Origin of the sequence: Streptomyces sp. NPDC003300 (genome assembly GCF_040610915.1) — a bacterium.
Classification (GTDB): Bacteria; Actinomycetota; Actinomycetes; order Streptomycetales; family Streptomycetaceae; genus Actinacidiphila.
In genome coordinates, this window is record NZ_JBEXNE010000021.1 from 107,835 (window position 1) to 121,423 (window position 13,589).

The 13,589-nt window shown below is 72.3% G+C and carries 12 protein-coding genes; 7 read left to right on the forward strand and 5 right to left on the reverse strand.

What is annotated here, in order from left to right; genetic code table 11:
* The first annotated feature begins 162 nt into the window (after positions 1-162).
* Genes ABZX65_RS27280 through ABZX65_RS27290 form a run of 3 tightly spaced genes read left to right on the forward strand, consistent with a single transcriptional unit; the run spans position 163 to position 3,307 of the window.
* Positions 163-1,194: an ABC transporter ATP-binding protein gene (locus ABZX65_RS27280; RefSeq protein ID WP_355345341.1), complete on the forward strand. Its 1,032-nt coding sequence runs from the start codon at positions 163-165 to the stop codon at positions 1,192-1,194.
* The gene (locus tag ABZX65_RS27285; RefSeq protein WP_355345344.1) at positions 1,191-1,922 is read left to right on the forward strand and encodes an ABC transporter permease; all 732 of its coding nucleotides are present in this window, start codon (positions 1,191-1,193) and stop codon (positions 1,920-1,922) included. Before ABZX65_RS27280 ends, ABZX65_RS27285 begins: the two co-directional genes overlap by 4 nt.
* On the forward strand, positions 1,919-3,307 hold the full coding sequence (locus ABZX65_RS27290; protein ID WP_355345347.1) for a sensor histidine kinase: 1,389 nt from the start codon (positions 1,919-1,921) through the stop codon (positions 3,305-3,307). Before ABZX65_RS27285 ends, ABZX65_RS27290 begins: the two co-directional genes overlap by 4 nt.
* A gap of 26 nt (positions 3,308-3,333) precedes the next feature.
* Here ABZX65_RS27290 and ABZX65_RS27295 read toward each other — a convergent pair whose 3' ends face one another.
* The 3 genes from ABZX65_RS27295 to ABZX65_RS27305 form a co-directional block, all read right to left on the reverse strand.
* Positions 3,334-7,023, reverse strand: a complete 3,690-nt coding sequence (locus ABZX65_RS27295; RefSeq protein ID WP_355345350.1) for a LamG-like jellyroll fold domain-containing protein — start codon at positions 7,021-7,023, stop codon at positions 3,334-3,336.
* 361 nt (positions 7,024-7,384) lie between these two features.
* Positions 7,385-8,053, reverse strand: a complete 669-nt coding sequence (locus ABZX65_RS27300; protein ID WP_355345353.1) for a hypothetical protein — start codon at positions 8,051-8,053, stop codon at positions 7,385-7,387.
* 590 nt (positions 8,054-8,643) lie between these two features.
* Positions 8,644-9,009, reverse strand: coding sequence for a nuclear transport factor 2 family protein (locus ABZX65_RS27305; protein ID WP_355345356.1), 366 nt, complete (start codon positions 9,007-9,009; stop codon positions 8,644-8,646).
* A 134-nt stretch (positions 9,010-9,143) separates the two neighbouring features.
* Here ABZX65_RS27305 and ABZX65_RS27310 point away from each other — a divergent pair, with 134 nt between their 5' ends.
* The gene (locus ABZX65_RS27310) at positions 9,144-9,818 is read left to right on the forward strand and encodes a response regulator transcription factor (RefSeq protein WP_355345359.1); all 675 of its coding nucleotides are present in this window, start codon (positions 9,144-9,146) and stop codon (positions 9,816-9,818) included.
* A gap of 4 nt (positions 9,819-9,822) precedes the next feature.
* Here the strand turns inward: ABZX65_RS27310 and ABZX65_RS27315 are convergent, their stop codons facing one another.
* Positions 9,823-10,383 (reverse strand): TetR/AcrR family transcriptional regulator, encoded by a 561-nt coding sequence (locus ABZX65_RS27315; RefSeq protein ID WP_355345362.1) that lies wholly within the window; start codon positions 10,381-10,383, stop codon positions 9,823-9,825.
* A 245-nt stretch (positions 10,384-10,628) separates the two neighbouring features.
* On the opposite strand from ABZX65_RS27315, the gene ABZX65_RS27320 reads away from it, so the two are divergent.
* The 3 genes from ABZX65_RS27320 (at position 10,629) to ABZX65_RS27330 (ending at position 12,833) form a co-directional block, all read left to right on the forward strand.
* A complete protein-coding gene (locus ABZX65_RS27320; protein ID WP_355345365.1) occupies positions 10,629-11,618 on the forward strand; it encodes an SDR family oxidoreductase in 990 nt (329 codons plus the stop codon).
* A 184-nt stretch (positions 11,619-11,802) separates the two neighbouring features.
* The gene (locus tag ABZX65_RS27325; RefSeq protein ID WP_355345453.1) at positions 11,803-12,186 is read left to right on the forward strand and encodes an SRPBCC family protein; all 384 of its coding nucleotides are present in this window, start codon (positions 11,803-11,805) and stop codon (positions 12,184-12,186) included.
* A gap of 86 nt (positions 12,187-12,272) precedes the next feature.
* Positions 12,273-12,833: a hypothetical protein gene (locus ABZX65_RS27330; RefSeq protein ID WP_355345368.1), complete on the forward strand. Its 561-nt coding sequence runs from the start codon at positions 12,273-12,275 to the stop codon at positions 12,831-12,833.
* Between the two features lie 254 nt (positions 12,834-13,087).
* On the opposite strand, the gene ABZX65_RS27335 is transcribed toward ABZX65_RS27330, so the two are convergent.
* Positions 13,088-13,441 carry a hypothetical protein gene (locus ABZX65_RS27335; protein ID WP_355345370.1) on the reverse strand — a complete coding sequence of 118 codons (354 nt, stop codon included), beginning with the start codon at positions 13,439-13,441 and terminating at the stop codon, positions 13,088-13,090.
* Between the last annotated feature and the right edge of the window lie 148 nt (positions 13,442-13,589).

Consider the following 13,589-nt stretch of genomic DNA (forward strand, 5'->3'; position numbering starts at 1 on the left):
CACCTCGTCAGCTGAAGGGATTCCCGGCCCTTCCCGCCCGCCGACGCGGCGGATTCCCGGCCGCCCCGCCCGCCGGGGCACCGCACCCGTGACATTTGTCCTGCCCCCCTGCGGACATTCCCCTCTGCCCGCCGCCCCTCCCCCCTCCGTAGCGTCGTGGCCATGGAGAAAACCCCGTCCACGCCCCGGCCCGACACCCCGCCCGACACCTCGCCCGGCGCCCGGCCCGACACCTCGCCCGCCGTCCGCTTCACCGCCGTCCACAAGAGCTTCGGCCCGGTCAGGGCCGTGGCCGGGATCGACCTGGAGATTGCGCGCGGCGGCACGATGGCACTGCTCGGCCGTAACGGAGCAGGGAAGTCGACCACCATCAGCCTGCTGCTCGGCCTGGACCGGCCGGACGCGGGCGAGGTGCGGCTGTTCGGCGGCCCGCCGCAGGAGGCGGTCAGGGCCGGGCGGGTCGGCGCGATGCTTCAGGACGGCCGGCCGATCCCGCGCGCCACCGTCAAGGAACTGGTGACGTTCGTGGCGGCCACGTATCCGCGGCCGATGCCCGTCGCCGAGGCGCTGTCGCTGGCCGGGATCACGGAGCTGGCGGGCCGCCGCGTGGACAAGCTGTCCGGCGGCCAGACGCAACGGCTCCGCTTCGCTCTGGCCGTCGCGGGCAACCCCGAGCTGATCGTGCTGGACGAGCCGACGGCCGCCCTCGACGTGGAGGCGCGGCGGGTGTTCTGGCGGTCGATGCGCGGTTACGCGGCGCGCGGCAACACCGTGCTGTTCTCCACGCACTACCTGGAGGAGGCCGACGAGCACGCCGACCGCATCCTGGTGATCGACCAGGGCCGTACCGTCGCCGACGGCACCGGCGAGCAGATCAAGCAGGCCGTCGGCGGCACGCTCGTCTCGTTCGACCTCGCCGGGTCCGGCTCCGCGGGCCTGCGCACGCTGCCCGGTGTGACCGCCGTCGAGATCCGCGGCGACCGGGCCCTGCTGCGTACCTCCGACTCCGACGCCACCGTCGTCGCCCTCGCGGCGAGCGACCGCGTCCGCCGTCTGGAGGTCGTCCCGGCCAGCCTGGAGGACGCCTTCCTGACCCTGACCGCACCTCACCCGGCGACCGGGACCCCGGCCGCCGAATCCCCGGCGCCGCGCTCCACCCCCGCCCATCCCCTCCAGAAGGAAGCCGTCCGATGACCGAGTACGTGAAGCTCGAAGTCCGGCGCGCCCTGCGCGACCCCGGCTTCATCGTCATGGGCTTCGCCATGCCCGTGCTGATGTACCTGCTCTTCACCAACCTCGGGGTCGGCGGCGACGGCCAGGACAAGATCGACTACGCGCGGTACTACATGGTCGGCATGGCGGCGTACGGCGCGCTCGGCGCGTCGATGGGCATCGGGACCGGCGTCGCCGAGGACAAGGGTCTGGGCTGGCTGCGGCAGCTCCGCGTCACCCCGCTCAGCCCGTTCCGTGTGGTGGTCGGCCGGGCGCTGACCGCCGGGGTGACCGTCCTGCCCGCGATCTGCGCCGTCCTGCTGGCCGGGGCGCTGGTGAACGGCGTGCACCTGGCCGCGTGGCAGTGGGTCGCCACCGCCCTGCTGCTGTGGGTAGGCACGATCCCCTTCACCCTGCTCGGCCTCGGCAACGGCTACGGGCTGACCGCGCAGACCACCGGCGTCACGAGCATGGCCTGCATGATGGGCCTGTCGATCGTCGGCGGCCTGTGGATTCCGGTCGACGCCTTCCCGCGCTGGCTCGCCCGGATCTCCCAGTGGACGCCCGCCCAGCGCTTCGGCCAGCTCGGCTGGAGCGTGCTTGACCGGCACGCGCCCGGCGCGGGTACGGTGGCCGTGCTCGGCGGATGGCTGGTCGTCTTCGCCGGTTACGCCGTCCTCTCCTACCGGCGGGGTGCGCGGACCGCATGACGACGACGCGGCAGGCGACCTCCCGCCGGGACACGTACAGCGCGTACCGAACGGGGACGGTGACCGCCATGACGGCGAACAGCGGCATGGCCGACGGCGTGACCGACCGCCCGGCAGGCGTGACCGACCGCCCGGCCGGCGGGGCGGACCACCCGGCCGAGAGCACGGACAAGCCGTGCGGCAGGGCCTGGTGGCGGCGCGGCACACCGCACGACTTCGCCCGCGAGATCGAGCACATCAAGTCCCCCGACGGCAACGCGCTCTACCCCTGGCTGCTGATGGTCATCGGCCCCGGCACCGACATCGCCCAGGGCCAGGTCCCCGCCCCCTGGCTCGCGGGCTGCGGCCTCGCGCTGTTCTGCCTCCTGTACGTGTTCACGGTCCGTTCGGCTTTCCACGAGCGGTGGCGCGGGGGGCCGGTCCCGTACCGTCTGCTGGGTGCGCTGGCCGTCTGTACGGCCACGCTCGCCATCGCCTACGGCGGGAATTTCCTGCTGCTGTACACGCTGGTCTCGCTGAGCGTCGGGGCCGTGGCCTCCACCCGCCGCGGCCTCGGCCTGATGCTGACGCCGCTGAGCGCGACCGCCGGAGTCACCGCGAGCACGCACGGCCAGGGCTTCTGGGGCACGGCGGGCCTGGCGTACGGCACCTTCCTGTCCGGCCTGGTCGTCTCGGTGATCATCACGCTCTCCTACGCCGTCGCCCAGCTCAGGGAGACCCGGCAGGAGCTGGCGCGCAGCGCGGTCGCCCAGGAGCGGATGCGGTTCTCACGCGACCTGCACGACCTGCTCGGGCACACCCTGTCGGTGGTCGTGGTGAAGTCCGAGGCCGCGCGCCGGATCGCGCCGCGCGACATCGACGCGGCGCTCGCCCAGGTCGCCGACATCGAGGCGGTCGGCCGCCAGGCGCTCACCGAGATCCGTGAGGCCGTCACCGGCTACCGCGAGGGCAGCCTGTCCACCGAACTCGACCGGGCCCGGTCCGTCCTGACCGCCTCCGACATCGAGGTCGTCGTCCAGGAGTCGGGCCCGCCCCTGCCCCCGCAGACCGAGGCGCTGCTCGGCTGGGTCGTCCGCGAGGGCGTCACCAACGTCGTCCGGCACAGCGGCGCGACGCTGACCCGTATCGAACTCGCCACCGGGCGCGGCCGGGCCCATCTGACCATCAGCGACAACGGCCGCGGGTCCTGCCCGTCGCCGTCCGGTCAGGACGGCGACATCAGGACCCGCACCGGTACCGGCCTGCGCGGCCTGACCGAACGCCTCGCCGCCGCCGGCGGCTCCCTCACCTCGGGCCCGGCCGCCGACGGCGGCTTCCGCCTGACGGCCGCCCTCCCGGTGGAGGAGGACGCGGCCCCGGCCGGTCACGCCGTGTCGGCGCGCTGACCGGCCGGGGCCGCCGTCCGCCGGGGTCAGCCGTCGATGACCGACGTGATCTGGTCGGAGTCGGTCATCGCGCCCGACCAGACGCGGATGTCCTCGATCTGGCCCGCCAGGTAGTGCCCCCACGTCGCGCCGACGTAGGCGCGGCCGCCGGTGAAGTCGCCCGCTCCCTGGACGGCGGTGAAGGGCTGGGTGTCCTGGAGGTTGTCGCCGAGGTAGAGGCTGACCGTGCCGGACTGGGCGTCGAGGACGCCGGTGACCTGGACGGTGCCGTCGGCGCTGCCGCCGCTGGGGTCGTCGTTGGGCGAGACGGCGCCGGTGAAGGTGCCGTCGGTGGCGACCCGGCCGAAGAGCCACTGGCCCTGGGGGACGGTGATGACGTTGCCGTCGTCGTCCAGTGTGGTGGTGGTGCCGGTGTACTTGAACCACACGCCCCACGAGGAGCCGTCGGCCGAGCGCTGCCCCGCGATCTGTTCGGTGTAGCCGACGGGGTGGGTGACCAGGGCCGCCGCGTCGAGCTGGGTGCGGGTGGTGACCGTGAAGGAGCCGGTGTCGTCCACGACGGAGCCGGGCGTGGAGACCGAACCGGTGGCGCCGTCGAGGGCGATGGTGTCGCCGTCGAGGGTGGCGCCGCCCGAGGTGGTCAGGGTGCGGCCGTAACCGGAGGCGGTGTCGGCGAGGGTGGTGCCGGAGGCGCCCGACGGGTCCCAGGCCGCGGTCAGTTCGACCTGGGCCTTGCCGTCGGTGCCGAGCAGCCGCGCCTCGTCGGAGGCTTCCTGCGAGGTCAGCGTCCGCTGCCAGACCTTCACCTCATCGATGCTGCCGGGGAAGTTGTACTGGTACGTCCCCCACTTGTACCGCCCGATCTGGAACGCGCCGGTCGCCGACCACGAGCCGGTGGTGGTCGCGGTGCCCTGGAGCACGCCGTTCACGTACAGCGCGCTCTGCGAGGTCGCCGGGTCGTAGCTGCCCAGCAGGTGGGTCCACACCCCGGTCCTGGGCGGGGACTTGGCCGCCACTCCGTAGTACGCGGTGCCGGTGTTGGCGTCCTGCTGCTTGACCCCGAAGAACCAGGTGCCCAGGCCGTGGTCGTAGGCGAGGATGAACGGGCTGTACGTCACCCCGTCCTGGGAGAGCACGATGCCGTTGGGTGTGGTGGTGTCCAGCTTCACCCACGCCGAGACGGTGTATGCCGAGCGGGTCTCCAGTACGGGCCCCGCCGTCGAGGCGTACCCCGACGTCCCGTCCAGGTGCAGGCCCTTGTCCGGGGTGCTGCCGCCGTTGCCGTCCGGCAGGTCGCCGCGGCGGCCGTTGGCGTCGCGGACCGCGCCGGTGCCGGACAGTGTCGCGTTGTGCTGCTGCGCCGCCACGGTGGTCGAGGTGTCGACGGCCTGGCCGCCGCTCTCGTCGAAGCTCCACTGCCCGACCGGGCCCGCACCGGCCGCGACCAGGAAGTCCTTCACCGTCTCCGCGCCCCACCGCCCGACGACGTCCTTGGCGCGGACGTCCAGGTGGTACGTGCCGGAGGCGGGCGGGGTGATCGTCGCACTGGTGACCCCGGCCGCGAGCGCGATCCACGCGTCGGACGAGGACAGCTTGTACTCGTAGGCGGTGTTGGTGTCACCGGACGCGGGCCCGAAGACGACCTTGCCCTCCACGCCGGGACCGCCCGCCGGAACACAGGTGTTGGGCAGGCACTCGCTGTAGGTTCGCGCGAAGGTGACCGTCGGCGCCTTGGGGGCGGTGGAGTCGACCTTGAAGTAACACCAGCCGGTGGTCGAGCCGTTGGACGGTCCCGCCAGATAGCTGCTCTGGTTGTCGTAGTACGAACGGGTCCATGTGCGGTAGCGGTACAGCGTGCCGTCGGTCAGGGTCGGTGCGGTGGCGACGCCGGGTGAGACGTTGTCGCCGACGAATCCGGTCGCGGGCCGCACGATGTCGCTGAACGCGCTCGACCAGGTGGCGCTGGAGGCCGTGTACTTGTCCATGCTGAAGACCGAACGCAGCCGCGCGCCCGACTCGCCGCCCGCCGCCGTCTGCGGCACCGACGACAGCGCGGGCGTCGGGTCGGAGATCACCGACGGGTCGGCGCTCTTGGTCGAGCACACCACGCCGCTGCCCGTGACCAGACCGATCTTCGTCGGGAGCGCGGGGTTGGCCACGTAGTTGACGGACAGCGCCGCGTTGTTCTTGAACCGCTTCCACGCGGAGGTGTCGGACTCGTCGTGCGCGCGCAGTTCGAGGGTGAGCTTGGCGAATTTGCCCGCGGCGAAGTCCGCGACCGTGGGCGTCAGATTCTCATTCGTCTCGTCCGGGTTGTCGGCGAATTCGATCGGCGCGTCAGGGGAGTTGGGGTCGCAGGTCGAGCCGCGGCCGGCCGAGAAGGAGCGGTCGACCATCAGGTCGAGCTCCTTGGGGCGTGACGACCAGGTCGTGGACGACGAGAAGTTGTTCGTGCGCTCCAGGTCCGTCCAGCGCGCGTCGCACTGGAACGCCCAGGGCGAGGTGACGCGGAAGGTCGCCTTCAGGACCTTCTTGCCCTTGAGGGCGCCGGGGGTGAACTGGAAGTAGAGCCGCTGGGTGTAGCCGGGACCGCAGTAGTAGCCGTTCCAGGAGCCGCAGTGGCCGTCGCCCTCGCCGTTGGTGCCGTTGCCCCAGCCGTAGCTGCTGTAGCCGTCGCTGCGCAGGAGGGTGCGCTGCGGGGCGCCCGAGGCGAGCGACACGTCGGGGTCGATGTACAGCGGGTACGCGGCGGTGTCCTTGGCCGCGAGGAGGTGGGGGTCGGGGACGACGGCGACGGAGGTGCCGGTGACGTCCAGCGGGGTGGTGGCGGTGGTGGCGCCGGGGGCCGGGCCGTCTTCGGGGGCGAGGGCCTCGGCGGCCTCGGCGCTGGGCGCGGCCTTGGTGGTGGGCGCGGTCTTGGCGCTGGGCGCGGCCTTTGTGGTGGGCGCCGTCTTCGCCGTGGGCGCGGCCGGGTTGTCGACCGGGGCGGACGCCGTACCGAGCGAGTCCCACATCTGGGCGGCCGAGGACGTGAACAGCTCCTGCCCGTCGGGGCCGACCGCGCTCAGGCCGCCGCTCGCGGTGTCGCTGACGTCCAGGCCGGAGGCGCGCATCCCGAACTCGATCCGCTTCAGCGCCGGATTGGCCGCCGCGGTCGGCGTCTTGACCACCAGCACCTCGCGGTAGCCCTGCGTGGTCGCCGTCATGCGCAGGTCCACGCCCGGCAGCACGTCGGCGTACACGGCGCTCTCGCCGTCCAGCGTCGGGGCGGGCAGCGTGCCGGGCCAACTGAAGGCCAGCGTGCGGCCGTTGCGCCCGATCGTCACCAACGGGGCGGTGCCGCCGCCGGAGAAGGCCAGATCCACCACGGCCGCCTTCGGAGCCAGGCTCCCGTCGGCCTTCCTGGCCAGGGTCGCGTCCGGCTCGGCCCAGGAGCCGTCCGCCCGCGCGACCCGTACCGGGGCCGTGAACTGGTCGAGCCGCATGGTGATTCCGTCGGGATTCGCGTACGTCGTCGTGTTCTCCGTACGCGCCCCCACCACCTCCACCGGCTGCCCGGACGCCTGCGCCTGGTCCAGGTCCCGCTGCGCCTCGGTCTGCGGCACGGGCGCGGGGTCCGCCGTCGCGTCCAGGGGCGTCAGCCCCGCCCACGCCACCGTGGCCGCCGCCCCCACCGCGACCCCCCGCCACGCCAGCTTCCGCGCTCTGCGCCGCATACGAATATTCACAGTCCGCCCCCACCCCGTTCCACCCGAACTCCCCTATGAGCGAAGTGGATTCTGTGTCCATCTAACGAAGCGCGTCAATCCTTTCAGGAAAAAATTAAGTGGAATCCCGCCTTCTGCACCTGCCGCCACCTGCTCCGATACGTACCTCGGGGTTCACGAACCCCGAGGTACGTACAGCCTTTTCCCGCCACCCTTTGCGCCGGCCGGATTCCGGGACGAATTCCCCCCGCAGCCCCTTTATCCGCTTTTCCTCCGGTCAGTCCGCCGCCACAACCCCCGCCCAGTCCAGCCCACCCCGCGCCCCGACCCCGGACTCGTAGCCGCCGCCGGTGAAGAACGGGGTCGATCTCTAGGACCTGTCGTCGGGGGCGGGAGGGGGCGGAGGGGTGGAGGGGGTCGCCTCGGGTGTCGGGGTGGGGGGCTCGGAGGAGGCGGCGGGCTCCGCAGGGGTGGGGGGCTCGGAGGAGACGGGGGGCTCCGCAGGGGTGGGGGGCTCGGAGGGGGTGGATGCGGGTGGGGTGGTTTCGGCGGGGGTGGCCTTGCGGAGACGGGAGCGGGTGGGGGCGGGGGCCGGGTCGTCGGAGAGTTCCTGGATGTCGTCCATGCCCTCGTCGTGGCCGGTGAGGGGGGCGGTGGGGCGGTCGGCGCCCACGCCCGGGGCGCCGGACGCCTGGCCCTCCGGCGGGAGGAGCCCGTAGTGGGCGTACAACTCCTGCTCCTGGTCGAGTCCGAGGTGCTGCTCGGCGTCCTCGCGCGGCGCGGCCTTGATCGTGTCGAGGTCGTACGCCACCCGCAGCACACCGCCGCCCGTGTCGCGCCCGATCTCGTGCTCGGCGCCGGCCAAGGGGACGAACGTCTCCTCGAAGCCGTGCATCCCGGTCCTCACCGTCACCCACTGCGGCCGACGGTCCCAGTCGTCCACGTACACATGGCTGACCCGGCCGATGAATTGCCCGTGCCGGTCGTGGATCGTCAGTTCCCTCAATGCCTCGGAACTCCCGAAGACGTCATCCGTCATACGAATTCACTCCTCTACGACGTGCCTGCGGCCCAACCGGAAAAGGTGCGGCACCGTCCTCCCGCGAACCGCGTGCCCGACGAGGCCACCTTCTCCCATCCCGACCGCTACCCCGTGGCGGGACACCTAGGGCTTTTCTTTCAGATCATCGGATCTGCGCGCGAGGTCGTCCCGCTCGCCCGGGTGCGGCTGCCGCGCATTGGCTCGATCAGGCGGGAACGCCTCGCGTACCGGTTCCGGCCCGAGGTGCGGCTGCCGAACGCGTACATCCTGTGGCAAGCCCTCACCGAGCGCCCGGACCGCACGGACCCCGAGGGCGGTGTGGCCGGCTTCATCGCCGTGCACGAGCTCGCCGGAGTGTTCTCGGCGGGCTCCTGGGAGCCGGTCCGCGCGTCCGAGGCGCGGTCGGGAGTACGGCTCGCGTCCGAGGCGCGGTCGGGAGTACGGCTCTGGTCCGGGCACCCCGCCAAGGCGGCTTCCGGCGAGGCGGCTTCTTCCGGCGAGGCGGCCGATCCCGGTGCCCTCCCCTGGCACGACGTCCTCGCCGAGGTCACGTCGTGGGGAACTCGGGGGCGGCGGGGGGAATCGGCCTACTTGATCTCTCCGGCGAAGACGATGACCTGGTCGATGAGGCTCCGCCGCAGATGGACGACGTCGGTTCCCGTCAGGCGGGGGCCTCCGTCGGGAGTGGTGAAGACCCACTCGTACCGGGCCCACTCGTCGGGCATGTCCACCGCCGAGCAGCGCTCCATCGTGCCGGCCCCCGCCGGATGGCGCCGGATGTCCAGCACGAAGCGCTCGACCGCCTCGATCCCCTCGCTGCGTCCCAACGGCCCCCAGAAGAGGACATCCGAGGTCAGGGCCTGGGAGAGCAGCCCGGTCACATAAGTGTCGTCCGACGCGTTGAACGCGGAGATGAACGTGTCGATCGCGGACTGCGCGGTCTCTTCATGCATGTACCAGTAGTACCAGCCCACTCGCGGCAATAGTCGCCGTGCGAGCCATGTCCCGGACACGGCGGGCGGACCGCACGGGCGGGGGCTGCCTAGGGTGGCGGCTGCCTAGGGCTAGGGCTGTCTAGGGTGGGGGGATGACCGACGGGGAGACAGGGCAGGGCGGGGAGCGGGGCGGCGAGCACGGCGACCGGCGGGACGGGGCGCTCACGCGGGTGCTGCTCGCGGAGGACCAGGGGATGATGCGGGGCGCGCTCGCGTTGTTGCTGAATCTGGAGGACGACCTGGAGGTCGTCGCGCAGGTGGCGGCCGGGGACCGGATCGTGGCGGAGGCGCTGGAGGCGCGGCCGGACATCGCGCTGCTGGACATCGAACTGCCGGGGCGCAGCGGGCTCGACGCGGCGGCGGAGCTGCGCGAGCGGCTGCCGTCGTGCCAGGTGCTCATCCTCACCACGTTCGGACGGCCGGGGTATCTGCGGCGCGCCATGGAAGCGGGCGCGGCCGGATTCCTGGTCAAGGACGGGCCCGTCGAGGAACTGGCCCACGCCATCCGCCGTGTCCTGCGCGGCGAGCGCGTCATCGACCCGGCGCTGGCCGCGGCAGCGCTCAGCGCGGGGCCCAGCCCGCTCACCCCGCGTGAGCGCGACGTGCTCAACGCCGCCGCGGACGGCTCCACCGTCGCCGACATCGCGGCCCGCGTCTTCCTCTCCGAGTCCACCGTGCGCAATTACCTCTCCGCGGCCATCGGCAAGACCGGCACCCGTAACCGCATCGAAGCCGTACGCCACGCGCGCCAGAACGGCTGGCTCTGACCCCTCACGCCAGCGAGGCGAGGAACGCTTCGGCCGCGTCGTCGACGCGGGCGCGGTCGCCGGCGGCGAGGAGGTCGAGGAGCAGGCCGCGAACGGTGGCGATGACGAGGGTGGCCGTACGCACTGCCGACTCGGGTGATACGTCGGGCCCTTGGGCGGCACACAGGGCGTTCATCCAGTCGGTGACGACGTGGTCGAGGAAGTCGGAGAACTGCTCGGGCGCCTGGAGCGCCCGCCCGTAGACGGCGAAGAAGAGCCGGAACTCGGCGCCTTGGCGCGGGTCCGAGGCGCGTCGCCAGACGGCGCGTACGGACGTCGCCAGATCGGGCTGGTGTCCGGCCGTCTCGTTGGTGGCCTGGAAGATGCGCTCGCGCAGGCGCCCGAGGACGGCCTGGAGCATCTGCTCCTTGGTGCCGAAGCGGTGGACGAGGGTCGTGGGCGACACCCCGAGGGCGGCGGCGACCGGCCGCCACGACACCTCGGAGAAGCCGTGCTCGACCGTGTAGTCGACCACCGCGTCGAGCAGTTCCGCGCGCCGCTGGTGGTCGACGGGGCGCCCCGCCATCGCTGCCTCCGGTTGATCGTCACGGTCGTTCGTGATCGTCGCGGTCCGTCGCGACCGTCACGGTCCGTCCTGTTCGTCGCGGTCCGTCCTGTTCGTCGGGGTCCGCCGTCGTCCATCCTCCCTCGCGTACCGGCCGCCGTCACCGCTTGACTTTTCTTGCACGACCGTACAAAGAATAGAGGGTGACCGCAAGGCCGCCCGCTACGGATCCGCCGGACGGGCGCGCCCCTTTCTGGAGGTTCCCCATGCGCGTTTTCGTCACAGGAGCGTCGGGCTGGGTCGGCCGCGGGCTCGTACCCGAGCTGATCACCGCAGGTCACTCGGTCGTCGGGCTCGCCCGCTCCGATGCCGCGGCCCGGACCCTGCGGTCCGCGGGCGCCGAGGTCCTGCCGGGGTCGCTCGACGACCTCGGCACGCTGCGGGAGGCCGCCGCGTCGTCCGACGGGGTCGTCCACCTGGCGTTCAAGCACGACATCGCCTTCGCGGGCGACTTCGCCGGTGCCACCGAAGCCGACCGCGCGGCGATCGAGACCTTCGGCGAGGCCCTGACCGGTACGGACAAGCCTTTCGTCATCGCCTCCGGCATCCTCGGCGTGCTCGGGCTGGCGCCCGGCGTCGTCGCCACCGAACGCGACGGTCTCGCGCGGGCCGCGAGCACGGAGGGCGACACCGATAGCACCGACGGCGGTGACGGCACCACCGCCACTGACAGCACCGACGCCCCGATCAGCGGCTCCGGCGGCCGGATCGGCAACGCCCACTACGTCCAGGCCCTCGCCAGCCACGGCGTCCGCTCCTGCGTCGTACGCCTCCCGCCCGCCACGCACGGCACCGGCGACAACGGGTTCATGCCGGTCGCGATCGGCTTCGCGCGCGAGAAGGGCGCCGCGGCCTACGTCGGCGACGGCGCCAACCGCTGGCCGTCCGTCCACCGCGACGACGCCGCCCGGCTGTTCCGCCTCGCGCTCGAATCCGCGCCCGCCGGTTCCGTGCTGCACGCGGTCGCCGACGAGGGCGTACCGATCCGCGAGGTCGCCGAGATCTTCGCCGCGCATCTCGGCGTCCCCGCCGTCTCCGTCACGGCCGAGCAGGCCGGGGAGTACGTCGGCTGGCTCGGCCGCTTCTGGGCCGTCGACGGCCCCGCCTCCGCGCGGATCACGCGCGATCTGCTCGACTGGCGGCCGACCCGCCCCGGCCTGCTCGCGGACCTGAAGGACGGCCACTACTTCGGCTGAGCGCCGCGGGATTCCCGCGATGTCCGATTCGTTCAAGAAAACGGCGCCGGTCGGCCGTAGCGTCGCGGTCATGGACAACAGCAATGGCACGGACAGCACAGGCAGGGACGGCGCAGGCAGGGACGGCGCAGGCAGGGACGGCTCAAGCAGGAAGGGCGCAGGCGGGGAATCCCGGCACCTCGGCATCCGTATCGACCGTCCCGTCAAGGACGTCTACGACTACGCCTCGGACCCGGCGAATCTGCCGGAGTGGGCGCACGGGCTGGGCGGCTCGATCGAGGAGATCGACGGTCAATGGGTCGCGCGATCCGCCCCCTTGGGGCGGGTGACCGTCGCCTTCTCGCCCGCCAACGAGTGGGGCGTGCTCGACCACGACGTCACGTTGCCCTCCGGGCGGACCGTCTCCAACCCGGTCCGGGTGATCGCGGACGGCCCGGCCAGCGAGGTCGTCTTCACGCTTCGGCGACAGCCGGAGACGAGCGACGACGACTTCCGGCGCGACGCCGAGTCCGTCACCGCCGACCTGGCCCGGCTCAAGAGCCTGCTCGAAGCGGCCGGACGGCCGTAAGGCGCCCCCGCGGGTGTCAGTGCCGTGCGATAGACAACTCCTCACAGACTCCGGCGATAGCGGGAACGAGCGATGAGGGGGCCACCATGGCGGTCGAGGACGCGGCGGCGGATACGGAGGCCGGGCTGGCCGGGCGTACCGAGGTGGTCGGCGGGATCGAATCGCTGGTCCTCGACGGCCGCCGCCTCTGGTTCGGCTTCGACTTCACCTCCGACCAGGTGCTCTCCCCGCTGATCGACGACGCGGGAGCCATGGCGCGGTTCGCCGCGCGGCACATGCGGCAGCGCACCGGCGCCCACGACGAGGCGTACTGGGCGGAGCTGGTCGCGTCCGCCGTCGACAGCTCGGACCTGGTGTGGCGCGACGAACAGCGCGCCTTCACCACGAGCGCCTTGGAGGCCGGGGACGCGGGCCCGGCGGCCGGACACCTGCTGTACCTGCTCGACGCGGCCACCGAATGGGACGGCCACGCGCCCGCGGACCTCCCAGCAGCCGGCCTCCCGGCCGATGTCCCCGCCGACCTCCCCGCCGACGCGGAAGAGGCCGAACAGACACTGCGCGCCCACCACGCCGTGGGCAACTGGTCCCTGCTCTTCGCCCCCTACATCCGCGGCCTCCCGCACAAGACGTCCGCCCGCGGGCGGTAGCCGGGGTAGGCATCTCGCGTACACGAACGACGCCGTCGCCCGTTGCGTCAGGGCAGACAACGTCAGGGTCGAGTACGTCGTGCCGAGCCGCCGCGGGGTGGTGTCTTTGGGCCGCGGTTCGGGTTCGGGACGTGACCGTGCCCACCGGAAAGGTGAATCCGGCGGGCACGGTGACGCATATGCAGGGGCGCAAGAAGATGCTCTCCGGTGCCTCCGAACTGTGACGATCGACGGTGGCCGGGCGGGGCGCGGGTCTAGCTCTGGTCGAGCTGAGCCGGATGCGGGTCCCACCCGGCGGAGTACGACCAGGCCAGGTCGGACATGGGTGACAGCGTGAACGTGATCTGTGCCTGCTTGCTGGTGGAGGCGAACCGTATTTCGTTCACGGTCGGCGTCACCTGCGTTGGGATGCAGCGCAGGGGGAAGCTGAGCCCGGAAGGTTCGATGGCGACGGTGAGTGTCCCGGTGTCTTTGCAGTTCACGGCGATGGCCAGGGTCTTGCTCGCCCGAATGCCGCCTATGAGAGGGAACTCGGTGTCCTTGCTCAGGGAGGCCGCCGACGCCAGGGTGGGGACGTTCACCTCGCTCAGGTTGGGGGCCTTGGCCACCGACGGTGCGTGTGGGTCGACAGCGACCGGCACGGTCGGGGAGCCCGTGCGCGTCGGTGTCGGGTCAGGGGCGGAGTGGCCGGTCGTGCACCCTGCGAGCACGGCGGCAAGGGCTGCGGCCAGTGCGGCGGCGCTGATCCGGTGGGCG